We start from the raw sequence: 20,519 nt of genomic DNA, 5'->3' as shown, positions 1-20,519 counted from the left end.
GTGACGACTAGTCTGGGCAGGGCCGGAACGAGGGCAAGGGGGACCCTGGTGAAGATCCTGCACATCGTCACGCTGCACACCCCGGACCACGCCTTCGGCGGTCCGACCCGGGTGGCCCTGAACCTCTCCAAGGTCCAGCGCGCCGGGGGCGACGACGCCAGGATCATGGCGCTCGGCGACGGCTTCGACGGGCCCCTGCCGCGCGAGGTGGAGGGCGTCCCCGTCCACCTCTTCCAGGCCCGCCACCTGCTGCCGATGTTCGAGGTCAGCGGGATCACCTCCGCCGCCCTGCTGCGGACCGCCCGCCGCATGATGCGCGGCGCCGACCTCGTCCACGTCCACCTGATGCGCGACCTGGTCACCCTGCCCGCCGCCCTCCTCGCCCTGGGCTCCGGCACACCCCTGGTCGTCCAGACCCACGGCATGGTCGACCCGACCGAGAAGCGCGTCGCCCAGCTCACCGACCTCCTGGGCGTCCGCCGGGTGCTGCGCGGCGCCGACGCGGTGCTCCACCTCACCGAGGCCGAGCGCGTCGACGTCAACGCCGTCGCCGCCCCCGTGCCGCTCACCCGGACCGTACGCCTGGTCAACGGGGTGCGCCCGCAGCCGTTCAAGCCCGCCCGCGAGCCCGGCCGCCCGCCCACCGTGCTGTTCCTCGCCCGCATCCAGGAGCGCAAGCGCCCCGAGGACTTCGTCGCCGCGATGCCCGCCGTCCTGGCCGAGCACCCCGACGCCCGCTTCGTCCTCGCCGGACCGGACACCGGCGCCCTGCACGGCACCCTCGAACTGGCGCGCCGGCTCGGCGTGACGGGCTCGCTGGACCACGTGGGGCCGCTCGGCCACGAGGAGGTGCTGGCGGCGGGCCGCGAGGCCGATGTGTACGTCCTGCCGTCCATCGAGGAACCCCTGGGCGTCTCAATCCTGGAAGCGATGTCCGTGGGCACCCCGGCCGTCATCACCCGCACCTGCGGGCTCGGGCCCGATGTGGCGCGGGCCGGGGCGGGCCGGGTGATCGACAGCCGCGTCGGGGAGGACGCCGCCAACGCGGACAAGGTCGCGCGGGCGGTCCTGGAGCTCCTCGAACCGGGCGCCAACGCCGAGGCGGGCAAGGCCGCCTGGGAGCTGGTCAACGGGCACTTCACCATCGAGGTCGTCACCCGCACCCTCCGGCGGACCTACGAGGACGTGGTCCGCCGGAGGAGCGAAGGCGTCAAGAAGACTGCTTCTCACGCGACTTGAGGGCGATCTGCCAGCGGTAGAAGCTCATCGCCAGAGCGAAGTCGAACCCGGCGCGCCCGTCGAGGAACCCCCGCCGGTAGACGTACATGTAGGCGAAGGACATCAGCGGCTTGAACGGCGCCTTGTGGAACAGCTGCCCCTGCCGCGACTTGGCGCGGCGCACCTGCTCCTTCACCTCCGGATGGTGGTTGAGCCACGCCTCCCAGTCCGAGTAGCGGTTGTGCCGCTCGAACCAGGCGGTCACCGGGTCCAGATCCTGGTGCTCGATCGGATGGCTCAGCGCCGCCGTGCTCTGCGCGACCGGCTGGTAGTGCCCCTCCACCTCCCCGATGCCGGGCGCGTCCAGATCGCCCACCTCCGGGTAGTGGCAGCGCGTCCGGTCGGTCAGCGAACGTTTGCGGATGGTGTAGCCGTGCCGCAGCCGCTTCCCGGAGAACCAGTAGCCGAGCGGAATGTCGTACGCGGCGGGCTTCGGCGCGTCCGGATCGGCGAAGATCCCCCGCAGCTCGGCCAGCAGCCCGGGGCTCAGCCGCTCGTCCCCGTCGAGCAGCAGGATCCAGTCCAGGTCCGTGCGCACCTGGTCCAGGCACCACTGCTTCTTCCGCGGATGCCCGCCGTCCCAGGTGTACGGGACGACCTCGGCGCCGCACTCGGCGGCGATCTTCGCCGTGTCGTCGGAGCTGTGCGAGTCCACGACGACCACCGCCTCGAAATGGTCGATGACAGACCGCACGGCCTCCGCGATGTTCAGCCCCTCGTTCTTCGTGGGGATCGCCACGGCTATCGGCAGCTTCTTCATCCCTTGTCCCCTTCGGGCAGCCAGGCCCAGCAGCCTGTGGAGGTGAAGGCGAGCGCCGCCTCCGGAATCGTGATCGTGCTCCGCTTCCCCTCGTGCGAGGAGCCGGAGAGCAGCACCTTCCCGCCCGGGCCGGTGACCTCCCAGGTGCAGTTCGCGGTGGGGGAGACGTCCCGGTAGCGGCCGGGCCGCAGCTTCCCGTCCCGGTGCGCGCCGTCGGCGTACCCCTGCGAGGCCCGCTCCACGAGGTCCTTGTGCCGGGGGCACAGATGGGCGACGGCGGGCTCCGCACCGCTGATCTCGCCCGTCACGACGGCACCCACCGCCGTGTCCCGGTCCACCTTGACGAGGTAGTCGAGCCGGTCGCAGGTCTCCTGCCCGGTCTGGAGCACCGCCGCCGGGTCCATGCCCACGGGCACCCGGTCGGTCAGGTACTCCTTCTGCTTCTTGGTGAACGTGCCGGTGGCGGGCGTCAGCCGGTCGGTGGGGATCTTCGGCGGCTCGCTGCTCCGGGTGGCCTCCGGGCCGGCGGGCGCGGAGGGGTCGGCCGCCGCTCCGGCCGCGGGCACGGACGGCGCCGCGCTGCTCGAAGCGGCGCGGCCCGCGGCCTTGTTGGCCCCGCCCCCGTCCCCGCCCCCGTCACCGGAGGACGAGCCGCAGGCGGCCAGCGCCGCCGTCGCGAGAACGACGGCGGCGCCGGCCAGGAACGTGTTCCTCATCCACTGTTCCTCAGCGCGTAGTGCGCACTGACCTGGGCGGCGGTCAGTGCGGTCGGGTAGACGGCGGTCTCGTCGATCTGGCCGGCGAAGAAGTCGCTCGTCGGCCGGTTCGGCCAGGTCGCGAGGTTGTCCCCGCCCACCCGCCAGTAGCCGGTGTAGCTCTGGTTCTTGGTGTACCGCGAGTTGGACGCCCGCAGCTGCCCGTCCACGTACAGGGCCATGCCACCGGACCCCTGGGTGGCGACGACATGGTGCCAGGCACCGTCGTTGTACGCCCCGGTGGTGCTGACGGTCTGACCGCCGCCGTTGGAGGTGCCGAACGTCAGACGCCCGTTGTTGAGCATGTACACATGCTTGTCGTACTTGCCGCTCAGCTCCAGGGTGTTGCTGCCGAAGCCGATGATCTTCCCTCCCCGGGTCGTCGTGGTCTTGATCCAGGTCTCCACGGTGAAGGCCGTGGGCTGGGGCCGGCCGCGGTTGCTGTACGCGTACTGCGTGGACCCGTTGAACCCGATGGCGGTCGAGGGCCCGGCAACCGCTGCCGGAGTCTGCCGGTACGAGGGGGAGTTGCGCAGGAAGCCGTTGTCCAGCCCCGCCCCGGTGTCGGCGGCGAAGGTGGACGTGCCCTCGTCGTAGCGCCAGTACAGGGACGCCCCGTCGGAGACCACTCTCGCCGGGTAGCTCTCCGCCTTGGCCGCCACCGTCGCGCTCACCGCGGGCGACTTCGCGCTGGTGTTGGTGCCGTCGCTCGCGCTGATCCGGTACGTGTGGGTCTCACCGGCCGCCACATCGGTGTCCGTCCACCGCAGCTGCGGACGGTCCCAGAACACGGAGTACCCGGTCGTGGTGTGGACTGGGGTGGTCGCCCCGTCCTTGTAGATCCGGTACGTGAGCACCCCGTCGTCGGTGTCGAAACTGGTCTGCCAGTTCACGTCCACCTTGTTCGGGGCGACCGTGGAGACGCTGACGTTCGGCACCCAGGGCGCCCCCGTGTCCGGGCCGTCGGCGAACCGGGTGAGCCCCTGCTGCGCCTTGCTGTTGACCGTGGTGAACTCGCCGCCCACCCACAGGTAGTGGTGGCCGCCCTTGTCGGTCTGCGCCATCACACGCGGGCCGACCGGCTCGCCGATCCCGTCGTTGGTGTCCGGGAACCACGGCAGCAGCTTCGGGTCGTCCACCGACTGGGCCAGCAGATGCTTGCGCGGCTGGTCGGGGAACTCGCCCATGGACGCGCAGTCGTGCGCGTGACTGCCGCTGTAGAGCACCCCGTTGTGCACCAGCAGGGCCTGGGTGGCGCCCAGGCAGGTGTCGCGCCACACCTGGTTGAACGTGGTGAGGTCGAGGGCGATGCGGCCGTCGAACACCCCGCCCCCGGTGCCCTCGTTGGCGGTGTAGAACTGCTTGGCGTCGCTGGTGAGGTCCTGCACCGTGGAGGTGTTCGGGATGAAGCCGGGGTAGCTCTTGTTCAGCGCGCCGCTGGTGGCGTCCACCACCGCCAGCGCGTGCGAGCTGGTGCCGTTCATGGTGAAGAAGTCACCGCCGAGCACCACGTGCTGCCCGTCCGGAGTCACCTCCACCGCCCGGCCCACCTCGTCCGCGTTCGCCGTCCACGGCTTCAGCGCGGCACCGGTGGTGACGGCGGCGAAGAAGTTGCGGGGCTGCCCCGCCACGCTCTTGAAGTCGCCCCCGAGGTACACCGTGTCGTCGGTGACCGCGAGCGCCCGCACGGTGGCGGAGACGGCGACCTTGAAGTTCTGGCGCGGGGTGCAGGTGGCGGTGTCGATGGCCGCGATGTTGCTGACGCCCACCCCGTTCACCGCCCCGAACTGCCCGCCCGCGTACAGGGTTTCACCGTCCGGGGACAGGGCCAGCGCGCGGACCGTGGCGGTCCCCGAGGAGAGCGTGAACGACAGGGAGCAGCCGGTGGGCGCCCCGGTCGCGGTGTCGAACGCGGCGAAGTTCACCGCGGGCTGCTCGGAGGTCCCGGCGGCCGCGCCCGGGGGCCGTACGGTGGAGAAGGTACCGCCCGCGTAGACCACCCCGTCGTCGGACGCGGCCATCGACCAGACGATGCCGTTGGTCTGCCAGGTGGACAGGTCGTCCGCGGTGATCGAGATGGGCGCGGTGAGTGCGGCGGCCGGGGGACTGCCCGCGGCGGCGGCGCTCAGGGCGCCCGCGAGCAGGCCGAGCGCCGCGGCCGCGGCCCGCGTCCGGCCGCGTCGGCGCCCCGTGGTTCGGTTCATCATTCAGCTCCGAAGGTGAGAACGAGCTGCGGCCCGTTGGCCGCGGTCGAGTGGGAGGGGCCTGGGCCCCGCCCGAACCGGCGCGTGCGGCCCCACCGCGTCGCCGGTGGGGGGTGGGGGTGCGCGCCGGAGCCTGTTATCTGTCCACGCGCACGGCGGCCCCCGCGAGTTCGTCGGAGAGCCGGCGCACATCGGCGTCGACCATGATCCGGGCCAGTTCCCGGGCCCGTACGGCCGGTTTCCAGCCCAGCAGCTGTCCGGCCTTCGAGGCGTCCCCGATGAGCGCGTCGACCTCGCTGGGCCGCTCGTACTTCGCGTCGTAGCGGACGTACTCGCGCCAGTCGAGGCCGGCGTGCTCGAAGGCGTACTCCAGGAACTGCCGGACGCTGACGCCCTCCCCGGTGGCCACCACATAGTCGTCCGGGGTGTCGCACTGGAGCATGCGCCACATCGCGTCCACGTACTCGGGGGCGTAACCCCAGTCGCGTATCGCGTCCAGGTTGCCCAGATGCAGCCGGGACTGGAGGCCCGCCTTGATCCGGGCCACACCACGGGTGATCTTCCGGGTCACGAAGGTCTCCCCGCGCCGGGGCGACTCATGGTTGAACAGAATGCCGTTCACCGCGAACATCCCGTACGCCTCGCGATAGTTGACCGTCGCCCAGTACGAGTAGACCTTCGCGACGCTGTACGGGCTGCGCGGGTGGAACGGCGTCAGCTCGTTCTGCGGGGGCGGGCTCGCGCCGAACATCTCCGAGGAGGACGCCTGGTAGATCCGGGTGTCGATGCCACTGGCCCGGACCGCCTCCAGGAGCCGGATCGTGCCCAGGCCGGTCACATCCCCGGTGTACAGCGGCGCGTCGAAGGAGACCCGCACATGCGACTGCGCGCCCAGGTTGTACACCTCGTCGGGCCGGATGTCCCGCAACAGGTTCACCAGGGCGACCCCGTCGGCCAGATCCGCGTGGTGCAGCACGAAGGACCGGTGCTCCTGCTCCGGGCCCTGGTAGATGTGGTCGATCCGCTCCGTGTTGAAGCTGGACGAGCGGCGGATCAGGCCGTGGACCGTATACCCCTTCTGGAGCAGCAGCTCCGACAGGTACGAACCGTCCTGTCCGGTCACCCCGGTGATGAGCGCGGTCTTCGCCACGTTTCCCCCTTCTGCGGTCGCCCGTAAGGCAGTTGGTCATGGAATGTCAATGTCTGAGGGATCCGGGGCAAAACAACACCGTTTCTCCCGGCTGCTGGCACAATCCGAAAACATGACGACTGATCTCCCCGGCCCTCCCCGGGAACGCGTCCCGTCCCTGCTACGCCCCGGTGCCCGCGTGTTCGTCGCCGGCCACCGGGGCCTGGTGGGGTCGGCGGTGGTCCGCCGCCTCACCGCCGACGGCCATGAGGTGATCACCCGCGGCCGTGACCTCCTCGATCTCCGGGACGCCGAGAGCACCGCCGCCTTCCTGCGCGGCATACGCCCCGACGCCGTGGTGCTGGCCGCCGCCCGGGTCGGCGGGATCATGGCCAACAGCACGTATCCGGTGCAGTTCATCGAGGACAACCTGCGCATCCAGCTGAGCGTGATCGCGGGCGCGCACGCGGCCGGCACCGAGCGGCTGCTCTTCCTCGGCTCGTCCTGCATCTACCCGAAGCACGCCCCGCAGCCGATTCCCGAGAGCGCGCTGCTCACCGGACCCCTGGAACCCACCAACGAGGCGTACGCGCTGGCGAAGATCGCCGGCATCGTGCAGACGCAGTCCTACCGGCGCCAGTACGGCGCCTCCTACATCAGCGCCATGCCGACCAATCTCTACGGCCCCGGCGACAGCTTCGACCTGGAGACCTCGCACGTCCTGCCCGCCCTGATCCGCCGCTTCCACGAGGCCCGCGAGTCCGGCGCACCGGCCCTCACGCTCTGGGGGTCCGGAAACCCCCGGCGCGAGTTCCTGCACGTGGACGACCTCGCCGCAGCCTGCGTGCTCCTGCTGGAGCGCTACGACGACGACGCGCCGGTCAACGTCGGCTGCGGCGACGACCTCACCATCCGTGAACTCGCCGCGATGGTCGCCGAGGTGACGTCCTATCAGGGAGAGACCCGCTGGGACACCGGCAAACCCGACGGCACCCCGCGCAAACTCCTGGACGTCTCCCGGCTGACCTCCCTCGGCTTCGCACCGCGCGTCCCGCTGAAGGAGGGCATCGCGGAGACATACTCCTGGTGGCTCCGGCAGCGGGCCGTGTAGCCGCCCCCGCCCGGCCGGGCGGCCCGCCCCCGTCCACGACGGGCGGACCACCCGGCTCCCTTCCCCGATACTCATCCGCCCCCGCCCTCAGTACGCCCCGCGGCCGTCGGTGACGGCGCGCAGCGTCCGGGCCATGAGCCCCATGTCCGTGGCCACCGACCAGTTGTCGACGTACCAGAGGTCCAGCGACACCGTCTCCTGCCACGAGAGGTCGGACCGCCCGCTGACCTGCCACAGGCCCGTCAGCCCGGGCCTCACCGCGAGCCTGCGCAACTCCCGCTCGTCGTACCGGGACACCTCGTCCGGCAGTGGCGGACGAGGGCCGACCAGGGACATGTCACCCTTGAGTACGTTGATGAGCTGGGGCAGTTCGTCCAGCGACGAGCGACGCAGCAGGCGGCCGAGCCGGGTCACCCGGGGGTCCCGCCGCATCTTGAACATCGGGCCGTCGTTCTCGTTGGCCTCGGCGAGCCGCGCCTTGTGCCGCTCGGCGTCCACCACCATCGTGCGGAACTTCCACATGACGAAGGGGTGGTTGTGCTGCCCCTGGCGGACCTGCCGGTGGAAGACCGGCCCCGCCGAGGTCAGCCGGACCGCCACCGCGATCAGCAGCAGCAACGGAGACAGGGCGACCAGCCCGCAGGCGGCCCCCGCCCGGTCCACCGCCGCCTTCAGGGCCGGCTGGAGACCCCGGCGCAACGGCGGCACGATGTGCAGCAGGGTGAGCCCGGCCGCCGACGAGGGCCGTATCCGGTCCGCCGCGGTCTCCGAGAGGTGCGAGAGCACCGACACCTCCAGGCCGCCGTCGTGCAGGCCCCAGGTCAGCCGCCGCAACCGCTCCTCGGCCAGCCCCGGACCCGGAACCACCAGTGCGAGGTCCGCCTCGTGCGCGAAGGCCGCGCCCAGCACCGTCGAGGCGTCGTCCCCCGCGGGTGCCGGAGCCAGCCGCCCCGGCACCGGGACCTCGCAGCTCAGCGCCGCCGCGCCCACCGGCAGCGCGGCCACGACGCGATAGCCGTGGTCCTCCCGCGAGGTGAGCAGCCGCACCGCCCGGTCCACCCCCGCGGCCTCGCCGACCACCAGCACCCGGCGCGCCGTCCGGCGCCTCCCGGACCAGGCCAGCCGCCGGGCCGATGAGGTGCCCGCGCCCGCCAGGAGCCCGGGGATCAGGGCGACGACGGCCGCCGCCGGGTCGATCGGTGCGTCGAGGACGGTCCACAGCACCGCCAGCACACCGATGAGCAGCAACCAGTCCCCGGGCGTGGTCAGCGCCCCGGGCGGACGGCCCGGCACACGTAGGGCGTACCGTCCCCGCGCGGCCCGGACCCCGCACCACACCAGGGTGGCCGCGAGCGCCCCGGCCAGAGCCTCGGGCTGCCCGTCGGCGCGGAGCACGAGCCAGGCGGGTAAACCGAGTCCGGCGGACTCGGCGGCCACCACCAGGGTCAGCAGGCCCGGGTGCCTGCCGGGTGCCCCGGCGCCGCGCTCGCGCCGTACCTCCGGAAGCCGCCGCGGCCGGCCGATGTCCTGGCCGCGCGGCAGTCCTGAAGAGGTCCGCGGTCGTGGCGCCCCCGCCAGTCCCACGGGCCTCGGTATATCGGATTCGGGTAGCTCGACATGCCCCATGAACCCCCCAGTCACAGTCGCATCGCCACAAACGGGGCGCATCCGCCGATCCAGTGGACTGACGGACGCGCCCTCGCTCGGTGCACGATATCCACACACATGGCATTTCGCTGGAGTTCCGGTGAAGTTCAGACAGGCACGTTGTTCCGTGACTCGTCCCGATCCGTACCGGATCTCTGGTTCTGTGTGCACCTGTTGGTATGTGTGCCATGCGTCAAACGGTTGGTGTGCGGATATGTACCTCGGTCGCCAACTACCGTACGTGCTCGCGCGGTTGCGCGCGCGGTATTCGGGCCGCTCGGCTCCGGCGGCCGCCGGGCGGTCTGGGAGGATGCGGTGCCGGGAGCACGTGCCCGGCCACGAGTGGAAGAGGACGTACGGTGACCCCCGCGGAGAAGAACTGGGCCGGCAACATCACCTTCGGCGCGAAGCGGCTGTGCGTGCCGCGATCCGTCCGCGAACTGCGCGACACGGTCGCCGCCTCCGGCACGGTCCGCCCCCTGGGCACCCGGCACTCCTTCAACACCGTCGCGGACACCACCGGCGACCATGTGTCGCTCGCCGGGCTCCCGCGCGTCGTGGACATCGACGTCCCGGGCCGGACCGTCACGCTGACCGCGGGACTCCGCTTCGGTGAGTTCGCCGCCGAACTGCACGAGCGCGGTCTCGCCCTCGCCAACCTGGGCTCGCTCCCGCACATCTCGGCCGCCGGCGCCGTCGCGACCGGCACCCACGGCTCCGGCGTGGGCAACCGCTCCCTGGCGGGCGAGGTGCGCGCCCTCTCCCTGGTGACGGCCGGCGGAGAGCTGCGCACCCTGCGGCGCACCGACGAGGACTTCGCGGGCGCGGTCGTCTCCCTCGGCGCCCTCGGCGTGGTGACCTCGCTGGAACTGGACCTCGTGCCCGCCTTCGAGGTGCGCCAGTGGGTGTACGAGGACCTGCCCGAGGCGACACTGACCGCGCGTTTCGACGAGGTGATGTCCGCCGCCTACAGCGTCAGCGTCTTCACCGACTGGCGCCCCGGACCCGTCGGCCAGGTGTGGCTGAAGCAGCGGTTGGGCGACGAGGGCACCCAGGCCGCGATGCCCGCCGAGTGGCTGGGCGCACGGCTCGCCGACGGCCCCCGGCACCCGATCCCCGGGGTGCCCGCCGGGAACTGCACCGCGCAGCAGGGTGTGCCCGGCCCCTGGCACGAGCGGCTGCCGCACTTCCGGATGGAGTTCACCCCGAGCAACGGCGACGAGCTCCAGTCGGAGTACTTCGTGGCCCGCGCGGACGCCGTCGCCGCGTACGAGGCCGTGGCCCGGCTCCGGGACCGGATCGCCCCGGTGCTCCAGATCTCCGAGCTCCGCACCGTCGCCGCCGACGACCTGTGGCTGAGCCCCGCCCACGGCCGGGACTCGGTGGCCTTCCACTTCACCTGGGTCCCGGACGCGGCGGCCGTCGCACCGGTGGCCGCGGCGATCGAGGAGGCCCTGGCCCCGTTCGGCGCCCGCCCGCACTGGGGCAAGGTCTTCTCCACGGCCCCCGAGGTGCTGCGCACGCTGTACCCGCGCTACGCGGACTTCGAGGAGCTGATGGCCCGCCACGACCCGGAGGGCACCTTCCGCAACGCGTTCCTGGACCGGTACTTCCGCCGCTGATCCGCGTGGTCAGCGGCTGCCGCGTTCGTCCTCGGCCCGGGACGGCCAGGCGGCGGCCGAGCGGCCCGGGGCGAGCTGGTCGACCACCTCGGCCAGCTCCTCGCAGGCGCGCTCGATGCGGTGCCGGACGTTCTGCTGCTCGGTGACCATGGCGGCCAGCAGGAGAGCGGTGAGGGCGACGGCCCCGTTGAGCACCGTGAGGTTGATCATCACCTCCACGATGGTGTGCCCCGCGAACGGCCCCGCCCCGTCCGTCCCCGCCACGACCGCCAGGACGGACACCAGCAGGGCGCACGGCGCGCTGCCCGCGAGCCGGAAGCGCAGGGCGGCCCAGATGACGATCGGGAACACCAGATAGAGCATCGACAGCGAGCTCCGGGTGGCGAACAGCGCCCCGGCGACCGCGACCGCCGACAGCGCCACGGCCTCCGCCCAGCGGTCCGTGAGCCGGGGCGGCCGAACCCGGCCGAGCACCAGCACGACGGGCACGACCACCAGGACCCCCATGACGTCACCCGCCCACCACGCCGCCCAGACGGACCAGAAGTTCCAGGCGGGCACCTTGCCGTCCACCACGAGCATCGTCGTCCCGGCGGTCGCGCTGATCACCATGGCGGCCATCGCCCCCAGGAACACCAGCACGATGCCGTCGCGCAGCCGGTCCAGCTCCAGGCGGAAACCGGTCCGCCGCAGCAGCGCGTACGCGCACAGGGGGGCGAGCGTGTTGCCCGCCGCGACGACGAGCGAGGACGGCGTCACCGTACCGCCCAGCATGCCCACGACGACCAGCGAGCCCACCGCGATCCCGGGCCACACGCGTAATCCGAGATACAGCAGGCAGCCCAGCGCGATCCCGGTCGGCGGCCACAGCGGCGTCACCACCGCGCCATGGACGGTCAGCTCCCGCAGCAGGCCCAGCCGGGCCGCCCCGTAATAGGCGGCGGCGACGCCCACGACACGCAGGACCGCCACCAGGTACCGGCGGTTCCTCTCGCTGTGGATCACGCCTCTCATCAGACACCGGCCCCGAGGCGGACGGCGGTGTGACACGCACGGGCGGCCGCGGTCCGCCTCACCCTCCGCCGGAACCGAAGCGCCCGTGGCGCAGGACGAGCACCGCCGCGTCGTCCTGGTGCCCCGTCCGCTCCGCGGACCCCATGACCGCGTCGGCCAGCGCGTCCGCGTCCTCGGTCACCCGGGAACGTACGAGCCGCACCACCGCGTCCAGCCCTTCGTCCAGGGCGTACGAGGGACCCTCGACCACCCCGTCGGTCAGCAGCACGAACGCCCCCTCGCCGCCGAGCGGGCGCGTGGTGACCGGGTACTCCTCGCCCGACTGCACCCCGAGCGGCAGCCCGCCCTCGTCGTCCGTGGTGCCGGCCCGGCCGTCGGCGGTGGCCCAGACGGCGGCCACATGACCGGCCCGGGCGCTGCGCAGCTCCCGGGTGGCCGGGTCGAGACGTACGAAGGTGCAGGTGGCGAGCAGTCCGGTGTCGGCGGCAAGCAGCAGGTCGTTGGTACGGCTCATGACCTCGCCCGGGTCCTCCGCCGTGAGCGCGAAGGCGCGCATCGCGATCCGGACCCGGCCCATGAAGGCGGCGGCCTCCACATCGTGCCCCTGGACGTCCCCGACGGCGAAGGCCAGCGCCCCGTCGGGGAGCTCGAACCCGTCGTACCAGTCGCCGCCGATGTCCAGGCCGGTGCGCGCCGGGGCGTACCGGGCGGCGGTCCGCAGGCCCGGCGGCGAGGGCAGGTAGGGGGGCAGCATCTCGCGCTGGAGCGCCTCGGCCAGCTCCACCCTGGCCTGGTGCAGCTCCACCTCGCGGCGGGCCCGTGAGGTGAGGTCGTGGAGGGTGGTGAGCAGTTCGTCGGAGCTGGCCGACCGGGAAGGACGACGCCGGTTCATGGGCCGCTCCGCGGGACGGGGGGATGGCGGGCCGGTTCCCTGCATCCTATTTCGGCGGGGGACCGGGCGCAGTCCGGGCGGGCGGCGGCGGCCGGTCGGGTGGATGCTGGAGGTGGACCCGTGTCCCGGCCCGCGCCCGCCGGCCGGTGCGGGCCGGGAGGTATGCGATGAACCGCACGCTGGAATGGACGGTGCGCGTCGAGCTCTCCGAGGAGGGCGGGACGACCAAGGCGGAAGCGGTGCTGGACACCGGCACCGCGAGACTCGCCGGCCAGGGGATCGCCCGGCTGAGCCCCCAGGATCCCGACGTCCCCACCATCGGCGACGAGGTCGCGGCGAGCCGCGCGATGCACGACGTCGCCGGACAGCTGATGAGCGTGGCCGACCGCGCCATCGGCGAGGCCGGTGCCGGCCGGCCGGACGGCCCGGTGCCACCGCCCTACGCCTGGTCGGACGCCACGGCCTGAACACGACGAGCGCACCCCGCCCGGCGTTCGAGGGAACATCCGTGCGCCCGTTCCGGCGGTAACGGAACGGGCGTTCAACAGGGCTCGCGGTCTGTTTGTTACGAACCCGCAGGCCCCGGGCACAGGGCCGCCCGCGGCGCGCCCGGCGGCGTCGCCCGCACGGTCGACCCCGTCAATCCGGCTCCGTACGGCTGGTTGCAGCGGACAGGAATTGACAGGTACCCGCAGCTTTCCCTACATGCCGACTACAGCCGTGTGTGACGGAAATGTCCGCACTTCGTAACACGCCCCGATGTGGTTCCCGCCGGGCCGCCGGCGGGTCCAAGGTGTGGCTCCCGGCAGGACGCCGGGAACGTTGAACCGCCCGGACCCCACCGGTCCGGGCCTGCACCTGAGGGGTCTTCATGTCCCGTTCCGCACGGCGGATCACCGCAGCCGTCCTCGCTTCCGGCGCACTGGTCGCAGCCGCCGCCCTCCCCGCGGTCGCCGACGGCCGTGACCACGGCCGCGACCACGGCCGGGGCCACCACGCCCCGCGTCCGACCGTCGTCCTGGGCAAGGTCCAGTACGACAGCCCCGGTCGCGACAACGGCTCCAACCGGAGCCTGAACGGTGAGTGGGTCACCGTCACCAACACCGGGCGGCAGACGGTGAACCTGCGCGGCTGGACGCTCAGCGACGAGAGCCACCGCACCTACAAGTTCGACCTGCGCCTGCCCGGCCGCTCCTCGGTGCGCGTGCACACCGGCGTCGGCCGCGACACCCGCCACGACGTCTACCAGGACCGGCGCAGCTACGTCTGGGACAACAGCGACACGGCCACCCTGCGCGACGCGCACGGCCACAAGGTCGACTCCAAGTCCTGGGGGCACCGCCACCACGGTCCCCGCCGCTGACCCACCGACGGCGGCCCGCTGGACCCGGGCCGCCGTCCGTGGCCTCTCCTCGCGCCGCACCCCGGCCCACCAGGCCCGGGGTGCGGCGCACCCGTATGCCCGTCAGGGGTCAGGAGCCGTCGTCCCGGAACTCCTGCTCCGTCCACAGCGCCTTGCCGCTCTTGCTGTAGCGCGTGCCCCAGTGGTTGGCGAGCTGCGACACGATGAACAGGCCGCGCCCGCCCTCGTCGACCGTCCGGGCGTGCCGCAGATGCGGGGCCACCGGGCTGGTGTCGTGCACCTCGCAGGTCAGCGCGCGGTCAAGGAGCAGCCGCAGTTGCAGGGGCGGCGTCCCGTAGCGGACCGCGTTGGTGATCAGCTCGCTGACGATCAGCTCGGTCGCCTCGATGGTGTCCTCGTCGAGGTCCCAGCCCTCCAGCCGGTCCCGGACCAGGGTGCGGGCGACCGCCGGAGTGGTCCGGTCGTGGGCCAGCTCCCAGGTCGCCACCCGGTCCGGCGGCACCACGCCCGTCCGGGCGAGCAGCAGCGCGGCCCCGTCCGGATCGGCCTCGGCCGGCAGGTTGTACACGATCGCGTCGCACAGGTCCCGCAGTCGGCGCTCCGGGAAGGCCAGCGCCTCCCGCACCCGCTCCACCGACCGCTCCTCGGGCAGCAGCGAACCGGTGAGGAACGCCAGCACACTGCCCTCGTCCAGCCGCACCGCACCCGTAGCGAAGGGCGCGCTGTCCGCCGAGAAGAGCGCCGGCCCCTCCGGCACGTCCAGCACGAGCGGGCGCCCGTCCGGCCCGACGGCAACCGGCGCGGGGTGCCCGGCCCGCGCCACCGTGCACATCTGCGTGAACGGGTCGTAGACCGCGTACAGGCAGGTCGCGGTCAGCGGCTGGCGGTGCAGCGAGTCCCCGGGCGGCAGCGACCGCCGCTCCTCGACCAGCCGGTCCGCCGTGTCGTTGAGCCGGGCCAGCACCTCGTCGGGCTCCAGGTCGAGCCCCGCCAGCGCGTGGATGACGGTGCGCAGCTGCCCCATCGTGATGGCCGTCTGCAACCCGTGTCCGGCGACATTGCCGATGATGAGCGCCGTCCGGGCGCCGGAGAGCCCGATCGTGTCGAACCAGCAGCCGCTGTTGCGCCCCGGCAGCAGGACGTGCGCGGTCTCGATCGCGACCCGGTCGTTCTCGTGCTGGGGGAGCAGCCGGCGCTGGACGGTCGAGGCGATCACGTGCTCGCGGGCGAAGCGCAGCGCGTTCTCGATGCTCAGCGCCGCGTGTGCGGCGGCGGTCAGCGCGAGCGTGAGGTCGCGCTCGTTGTACGGATCGCCCTGGTGCCGGTACAGGCTGACCAGGCCGAGGACGGAACCGTGCAGCTTCAGCGGCGCCACGATCATCGAGTGCGCCCCGGTCGCCTCGATCATCCGCCGCGTCTCCGGGTCGGCGTCCAGCCAGGGCGTGTCCGGGCCCAGCTGGACCAGCCGGGGCCGCAGATCCGCGACGGCGAGGGCGAACGGGGTCGCCTCGGGCAGCCGGCGCAGCTCGCCGACCAGGTTGTCCGACGCCGTCTCCGTGCCCCGTACCGCCGCGCGCCGCAGCGGGACGTCCCGGCCCAGCGGGCTCAGCGGCGGGTCGGCCCCGCGCAGCACCTCGTCCACCACCTCGACCACGGCCAGGTCGGCGAACGCCGGCACCAGCGCCGACGCCAGTCCCTCGCAGGTCGCCGCCACATCGAGGGAGTGACCCGCCCCCCGGCGCACCGCCGCCAGCACATCGGCCCGGACGTGCGCCTTGTCCCGCTCGTTGACGTCGACCACGGCCGCCAGCAGCCCGAGCGGGCGGCCGTCCTCGGCGTCCAGCCGGTGCAGGGTGACGTTCAGGTTGCGGTCGGGGCCGGGGGCCCGTGCAACCCGCCCGCGCACCGCGAAGTTGGCCACCGGTGCGCCGGTCTTCAGGACCTGGCGCAACAGGCGCTCCGCCTCGGCCGGGTCGTCGAGCCGGTAGGCCTCGGTGAAATGCAGGCCGACGATCTCCTCCGGGTCCACCAGCTCGGTGAGGGCGTTGACACGGACGACCCGCAGATCCAGGTCCAGGACGTGCAGACCGACGGCGGACTGGTTGAAAAGGGTGTTCAGCAGCGCCCCCGCCATGTCGTCGCCCGGGTCCGCTCCAGGGGCCGTGGTACCGGTGTCCGACACGTCGCACCCCCAACGGGCTCCGCCGCCCCTGGCGATCGGCAGCTTTCCGGCCAGCCTGCGCGCCCCCGGACCGCGCCCGCCACCGCGCGGCGCCGAACGGGTGAGGGCGTACGGGACAGGAGGGGGCGGCAACCTTTCCGCGCCCGGCGGCCACTGAGGAGTACCCACCCCCACTCGGGAAGGCACCTACCGTGGCTCTCGCGCATCCCCGCACCTCCCGCAGACGCCGTACCACCCGGACCCGGGCCCTGCTCGGCGCCGTCACCGCCGGAATCCTCGCCGCCGCCGGACTGGTCGTCACGGGCCACACCTCGCACGCCGCGACCGCACGCCAGGTCGAGGCGCTGGACCGGGGCGTGGTCAGCGTGCACACCGACTCCGGCAACCTCGTCAGCTGGCGCTGGCTCGCCACCGACCCCGACTCCGTCGCCTTCAACGTCTACCGCGGCGGTACGAAGGTCAACGCCTCGCCCCTCACCGGCTCCACCGACTACTTCCACACCGGCGCCCCCGACTCCGCCGACTACACCGTGCGCGCGGTGGTCGACGGTGTCGAGCAGGCCGACTCCGTGCACGCGGTCCAGTTCCGCGCCGGCTACAAGGACGTGCCCATCAGCCCGCCCCCGGGCGGCACGACCCCCGACGGCGTCGCCTACACCTACGAGGCCAACGACGCCTCCGTCGGCGACCTCGACGGCGACGGCGCACTCGACTTCGTACTGAAGTGGCAGCCCACCAACGCCAAGGACAACTCCCAGTCCGGCTACACCGGCGACACCGTCATCGACGGCATCAAGCTCGACGGCACCCGGCTCTGGCGGATCGACCTGGGCCGCAACATCCGCTCCGGCGCGCACTACACGCAGTTCCAGGTGTACGACTACGACGGCGACGGCCGGGCCGAGGTGGCGATGAAGACCGCAGACGGTAGCGTCGACGGCCGGGGCACCGTGATCGGCAGCGCATCGGCCGACCACCGCAACTCCTCCGGCTACGTCCTGTCGGGCCCCGAATACCTCACCATGTTCAACGGCCTGACGGGCGCCGCCATGGGCACCGTCGACTACGTCCCCGCACGCGGCACCGTCTCCTCCTGGGGCGACAACTACGGCAACCGTGTCGACCGCTTCCTCGCCGGCACCGCCTATCTGGACGGCGGCAGGCCCTCACTGATCATGGCGCGCGGCTACTACACGCGTACGGTGATCGCCGCCTGGGACTGGCGCGGCGGGGCCTTCACCCGGCGCTGGACCTTCGACACCAACAGCTCCACCAACTCCGGCCGGGGCTACGACGGCCAGGGCAACCACCAGCTGTCGGTGGCCGACGTCGACGGCGACGGCAGGGACGAGATCGTCTACGGCGCCATGGCGGTGGACGACGACGGCCGGGCCCTGTGGACCACGAAGAACGGCCACGGCGACGCCCTGCACGTCGGCGACCTGGACCCGGCGCGCCCGGGCCTGGAGGAGTTCAAGGTGGACGAGGACGGCTCGAAGCCCTCGTCCTGGATGGCCGACGCGAAGACCGGGCAGATCATCTGGTCGACGCCCGCCGGGGGCGACAACGGACGCGGTGTCAGCGACGACATCTGGGCGGGCAGCCCCGGCGCCGAGTCCTGGTCGTCCGCGGCCTCCGGGATACGCGACCCGCACGGCACGGTGGTCGCGAGCCGCAAGCCCTCCAGCACCAACTTCCTGGCCTGGTGGGACGGTGACACCACCCGGGAACTGCTGGACGGCACCCACATCGACAAGTACGGCACCTCCGGCGACACCCGCCTGCTGACCGGCGCCTCGGTCCATTCGAACAATGGCACGAAGGCCACTCCGGTCATCTCCGGGGACCTCCTCGGCGACTGGCGCGAGGAGGTGGTCTGGGCGACGACGAACAACACCGCGCTGCGGATCTACTCCACGCCGTACGAGACCACCACCAGGATCACCACCCTGCTCCACGACACCACCTACCGCACCGCGCTGGCCTGGCAGAACACCGCGTACAACCAGCCCCCGCACCCCGGCTTCTTCCTCGGGAACGGCATGGCGACCGCCCCGAGGCCCACGGTGTGGACGCCGTGAGCTGAGGCCCGCCCTCCCGGTACCGCTACCGGGAGGGCGGGCGCCCCGCCGGTCAGGCGGTCAGCGCCGCCGAGACCACGGCCTTGGCCTCCTCCTGCACCTGCGCCAAGTGGTCGGCGCCCCGGAAGGACTCCGCGTACACCTTGTAGACGTCCTCGGTGCCCGAGGGGCGGGCGGCGAACCAGGCGTTCTCCGTGGTCACCTTGATCCCGCCGATCGCGGCCCCGTTGCCCGGTGCCGTGGTCAGCACGGCGGTCACCGGCTCACCGGCGAGGGTGTCCGCGCCGACCTGCTCGGGGGAGAGGCGCGCCAGCACCGCCTTCTGCTCGCGGTCGGCGGGGGCGTCGATCCGCGCGTAGGCGGGCTCGCCGAAGCGGGCGGTCAGCGCGGCGTAGTGCTGGGACGGGGACTCGCCGGTGACCGCCTGGATCTCGGAGGCCAGCAGCGCGAGCAGGATGCCGTCCTTGTCCGTCGTCCACACCGAGCCGTCCCGGCGCAGGAACGACGCCCCGGCCGACTCCTCGCCGCCGAAGCCCAGCGAACCGTCGGACAGCCCGTCCACGAACCACTTGAAGCCGACCGGCACTTCGACCAGCTCCCGGCCGAGGTCCGCTGCGACCCGGTCGATCATGCCGGACGACACCAGGGTCTTGCCGACGCCCACCCCGGACGGCCAGTTCTCCCGGTGCGCGTACAGGTAGTTGATGGCCACGGCCAGGTAGTGGTTCGGGTTCATCAGCCCGGCGTCCGGGGTGACGATGCCGTGCCGGTCGGCGTCGGCGTCGTTGCCGGTGGCGATCTGGTACCGATCGCGCCGGCCGATCAGCGAGGCCATCGCGTGCGGCGACGAGCAGTCCATCCGGATCTTCCCGTCCCAGTCCAGCGTCATGAACCGCCAGGTGGGATCGGTCAGCGGGTTGACCACGGTCAGGTCGAGCCGGTGCTGCTCGGCGATCCGCCCCCAGTACGCGACCGAAGCGCCGCCCAGCGGGTCGGCGCCGATCCGCACCCCGGCCTCGCGCACCGCGTCCAGGTCCAGGACGGACGGCAGATCCGCCACGTAGGTGCCGAGGAAGTCGTACCTGCCGGTCGTGGCGGCGGCGAGCGCCCGGGTGTACGGCACCCGGCGGACGTCCTTGAGGCCGCCCGTGATGATCTCGTTGGCCCGGTCCTGGATCCAGCCGGTCGCGTCCGACCCGGCCGGGCCGCCGTTCGGCGGGTTGTACTTGAACCCGCCGTCACCCGGCGGGTTGTGCGACGGGGTGACCACGACGCCGTCCGCGAGGCCGGAGGTGCGGCCGCGGTTGTACGTGAGGATGGCGTGCGAGACCGCGGGCGTCGGGGTGTACCCGTCCTCGGTGTCGATGAGGACGCGCACGTCGTTGGCGGCGAACACCTCAAGTGCGGTGACTCGGGCCGGCTCCGACAGGGCGTGGGTGTCAGCGCCCAGGAACAGCGGCCCGTCGGTGCCCTGCTGGGCCCGGTACTCGCTGATGGCCTGGCTCGTCGCAGCGATGTGGTCCTCGTTGAACGCGGTGGCCGTCGATGAACCGCGGTGCCCGGAGGTGCCGAACGCCACCCGCTGGCCGGGCTCGGCCGGATCGGGGTGCAGCGCGTAGTACGCCGTCACCAGCCGTGCCACATCGGTCAGATCCTCGGGGCGCGCTTGCTGTCCGGCTCGTGCGTGCGGCATCTGCCACTCCTCCGTATCGGTCGGTCGGTGCGATGTGCCCGTGCGGTCATTTTCGCCGGTCATGGTTCCCGGCGGGCGGTCGCCCCGCCGCCTGTACGGCCACCGCCGCCGCGTACCCGCCGGGGACGGCGACATCGGTGACGGCCCAGCCCGGCGGGCCGAGCGGGCGCGGGCCGGTGCCGACGTGCTCGCGGTGCAGGCCTCCCGCCAGGCCGATGCCCTCACCCTTGAGGTACGCCTCCTTGCGGGTCCACACCCGGGCGAAGGCGGCGGGCCGTTCCTCCTGCGGCAGCGCGGCCAGCTCGGCGGCCTCGGCGGGGTGAAGCTGCGCGGAGACCTCCTGGACCACCCGCGCCTCGGGGACGCGCTCCACGTCCACCCCGACCGGGACACCCGCGAACGCCAGCAGTGCGACGCCCCGGGTGTGGGAGAGCGAGAAGTGCGTGCCGCCGCCGGTCGCGGGCCGGCCGTGCGGGCCGTCGCAGGACGGGCAGCGCTCCCGCGTCAGCCGTACGGCCTCCGGGGCGACGCCCTGGTGGGCGCCGAGCAGCAGGCGCAGGGCCAGGTGGGCGGCGGTGTAGCACGCCCGGTCCGCGGGGAAGGCCAGCCGCTCCACCCGGGCGAGCTCCGAGGCGTCGAGGATCCTGGGCGCCAGCAGCCGGGCGGCCTCGGCCGCGCTGTCCGTGTCGACCAGCCACAGGGACGGGGCGCCGGAGCCCCAGGAGGGCGCGGGCCCCCGGTAGCCGTCCTCGGTCAGCGTGAACACGTGGGGCTGGTACACCGTTACG

At 72.8% G+C, this 20,519-nt stretch carries 16 protein-coding genes; 6 read left to right on the top strand and 10 right to left on the bottom strand.

What is annotated here, in order from left to right:
• Positions 1 to 48 precede the first annotated feature (48 nt).
• Positions 49 to 1,239: a glycosyltransferase gene (locus ACIQZN_RS10970; RefSeq protein ID WP_403990574.1), complete on the top strand. Its 1,191-nt coding sequence runs from the start codon at positions 49 to 51 to the stop codon at positions 1,237 to 1,239.
• Here ACIQZN_RS10970 and ACIQZN_RS10965 read toward each other — a convergent pair.
• From ACIQZN_RS10965 to gmd, 4 genes are all read right to left on the bottom strand, one after another.
• The gene (locus ACIQZN_RS10965) at positions 1,211 to 2,038 is read right to left on the bottom strand and encodes a glycosyltransferase family 2 protein (RefSeq protein WP_403990571.1); all 828 of its coding nucleotides are present in this window, start codon (positions 2,036 to 2,038) and stop codon (positions 1,211 to 1,213) included. The genes ACIQZN_RS10970 and ACIQZN_RS10965 overlap by 29 nt on opposite strands.
• The gene (locus ACIQZN_RS10960; protein WP_403990568.1) at positions 2,035 to 2,754 is read right to left on the bottom strand and encodes a hypothetical protein; all 720 of its coding nucleotides are present in this window, start codon (positions 2,752 to 2,754) and stop codon (positions 2,035 to 2,037) included. The genes ACIQZN_RS10965 and ACIQZN_RS10960 overlap by 4 nt, the downstream gene beginning before the upstream one ends.
• Positions 2,751 to 4,997 carry a LamG-like jellyroll fold domain-containing protein gene (locus tag ACIQZN_RS10955; RefSeq protein ID WP_403990567.1) on the bottom strand — a complete coding sequence of 749 codons (2,247 nt, stop codon included), beginning with the start codon at positions 4,995 to 4,997 and terminating at the stop codon, positions 2,751 to 2,753. The genes ACIQZN_RS10960 and ACIQZN_RS10955 overlap by 4 nt, the downstream gene beginning before the upstream one ends.
• 136 nt (positions 4,998 to 5,133) lie before the next feature.
• Entirely contained in the window at positions 5,134 to 6,147 is a 1,014-nt protein-coding gene (gmd, locus tag ACIQZN_RS10950) for a GDP-mannose 4,6-dehydratase (protein ID WP_391266783.1), read from the bottom strand.
• Between the two features lie 112 nt (positions 6,148 to 6,259).
• Between gmd and ACIQZN_RS10945 the strand changes: the two genes are divergently transcribed.
• Positions 6,260 to 7,237, top strand: a complete 978-nt coding sequence (locus tag ACIQZN_RS10945) for a GDP-L-fucose synthase family protein (RefSeq protein WP_403990564.1) — start codon at positions 6,260 to 6,262, stop codon at positions 7,235 to 7,237.
• An 87-nt stretch (positions 7,238 to 7,324) separates the two neighbouring features.
• On the opposite strand, the gene ACIQZN_RS10940 is transcribed toward ACIQZN_RS10945, so the two are convergent.
• Positions 7,325 to 8,821, bottom strand: a complete 1,497-nt coding sequence (locus ACIQZN_RS10940; protein ID WP_403990561.1) for a sugar transferase — start codon at positions 8,819 to 8,821, stop codon at positions 7,325 to 7,327.
• A 422-nt stretch (positions 8,822 to 9,243) separates the two neighbouring features.
• On the opposite strand from ACIQZN_RS10940, the gene ACIQZN_RS10935 reads away from it, so the two are divergent.
• Positions 9,244 to 10,506 (top strand): D-arabinono-1,4-lactone oxidase, encoded by a 1,263-nt coding sequence (locus ACIQZN_RS10935; protein WP_403990558.1) that lies wholly within the window; start codon positions 9,244 to 9,246, stop codon positions 10,504 to 10,506.
• Between the two features lie 9 nt (positions 10,507 to 10,515).
• On the opposite strand, the gene ACIQZN_RS10930 is transcribed toward ACIQZN_RS10935, so the two are convergent.
• Positions 10,516 to 11,511, bottom strand: a complete 996-nt coding sequence (locus ACIQZN_RS10930; RefSeq protein WP_403990555.1) for an MASE1 domain-containing protein — start codon at positions 11,509 to 11,511, stop codon at positions 10,516 to 10,518.
• A 67-nt stretch (positions 11,512 to 11,578) separates the two neighbouring features.
• Entirely contained in the window at positions 11,579 to 12,412 is an 834-nt protein-coding gene (locus ACIQZN_RS10925; RefSeq protein WP_403990552.1) for a PP2C family protein-serine/threonine phosphatase, read from the bottom strand.
• Positions 12,413 to 12,579: 167 nt separating this feature from the next.
• Here ACIQZN_RS10925 and ACIQZN_RS10920 point away from each other — a divergent pair, with 167 nt between their 5' ends.
• Positions 12,580 to 12,879 (top strand): DUF1876 domain-containing protein, encoded by a 300-nt coding sequence (locus ACIQZN_RS10920; protein WP_403990549.1) that lies wholly within the window; start codon positions 12,580 to 12,582, stop codon positions 12,877 to 12,879.
• A gap of 404 nt (positions 12,880 to 13,283) precedes the next feature.
• Positions 13,284 to 13,775 carry a lamin tail domain-containing protein gene (locus ACIQZN_RS10915; RefSeq protein WP_403990546.1) on the top strand — a complete coding sequence of 164 codons (492 nt, stop codon included), beginning with the start codon at positions 13,284 to 13,286 and terminating at the stop codon, positions 13,773 to 13,775.
• Positions 13,776 to 13,884: 109 nt separating this feature from the next.
• On the opposite strand, the gene ACIQZN_RS10910 is transcribed toward ACIQZN_RS10915, so the two are convergent.
• Positions 13,885 to 15,957 carry a SpoIIE family protein phosphatase gene (locus ACIQZN_RS10910; protein WP_403990543.1) on the bottom strand — a complete coding sequence of 691 codons (2,073 nt, stop codon included), beginning with the start codon at positions 15,955 to 15,957 and terminating at the stop codon, positions 13,885 to 13,887.
• Between the two features lie 191 nt (positions 15,958 to 16,148).
• On the opposite strand from ACIQZN_RS10910, the gene ACIQZN_RS10905 reads away from it, so the two are divergent.
• Entirely contained in the window at positions 16,149 to 18,038 is a 1,890-nt protein-coding gene (locus ACIQZN_RS10905) for a rhamnogalacturonan lyase (RefSeq protein ID WP_403990540.1), read from the top strand.
• 52 nt (positions 18,039 to 18,090) lie between these two features.
• Here the strand turns inward: ACIQZN_RS10905 and pgm are convergent, their stop codons facing one another.
• Together pgm and ACIQZN_RS10895 are read right to left on the bottom strand one after the other, a co-directional pair.
• Positions 18,091 to 19,731: a phosphoglucomutase (alpha-D-glucose-1,6-bisphosphate-dependent) gene (gene pgm, locus ACIQZN_RS10900; RefSeq protein WP_403990538.1), complete on the bottom strand. Its 1,641-nt coding sequence runs from the start codon at positions 19,729 to 19,731 to the stop codon at positions 18,091 to 18,093.
• 46 nt (positions 19,732 to 19,777) lie between these two features.
• Positions 19,778 to 20,512, bottom strand: a complete 735-nt coding sequence (locus ACIQZN_RS10895) for a 4'-phosphopantetheinyl transferase family protein (RefSeq protein WP_403990535.1) — start codon at positions 20,510 to 20,512, stop codon at positions 19,778 to 19,780.
• Positions 20,513 to 20,519 lie beyond the last annotated feature (7 nt).

Origin of the sequence: Streptomyces sp. NPDC097595, from assembly GCF_044761525.1 — a bacterium.
Classification (GTDB): Bacteria; Actinomycetota; Actinomycetes; order Streptomycetales; family Streptomycetaceae; genus Streptomyces; species Streptomyces drozdowiczii_A.
This window is presented reverse-complemented; position numbering and strand designations above follow the sequence as displayed.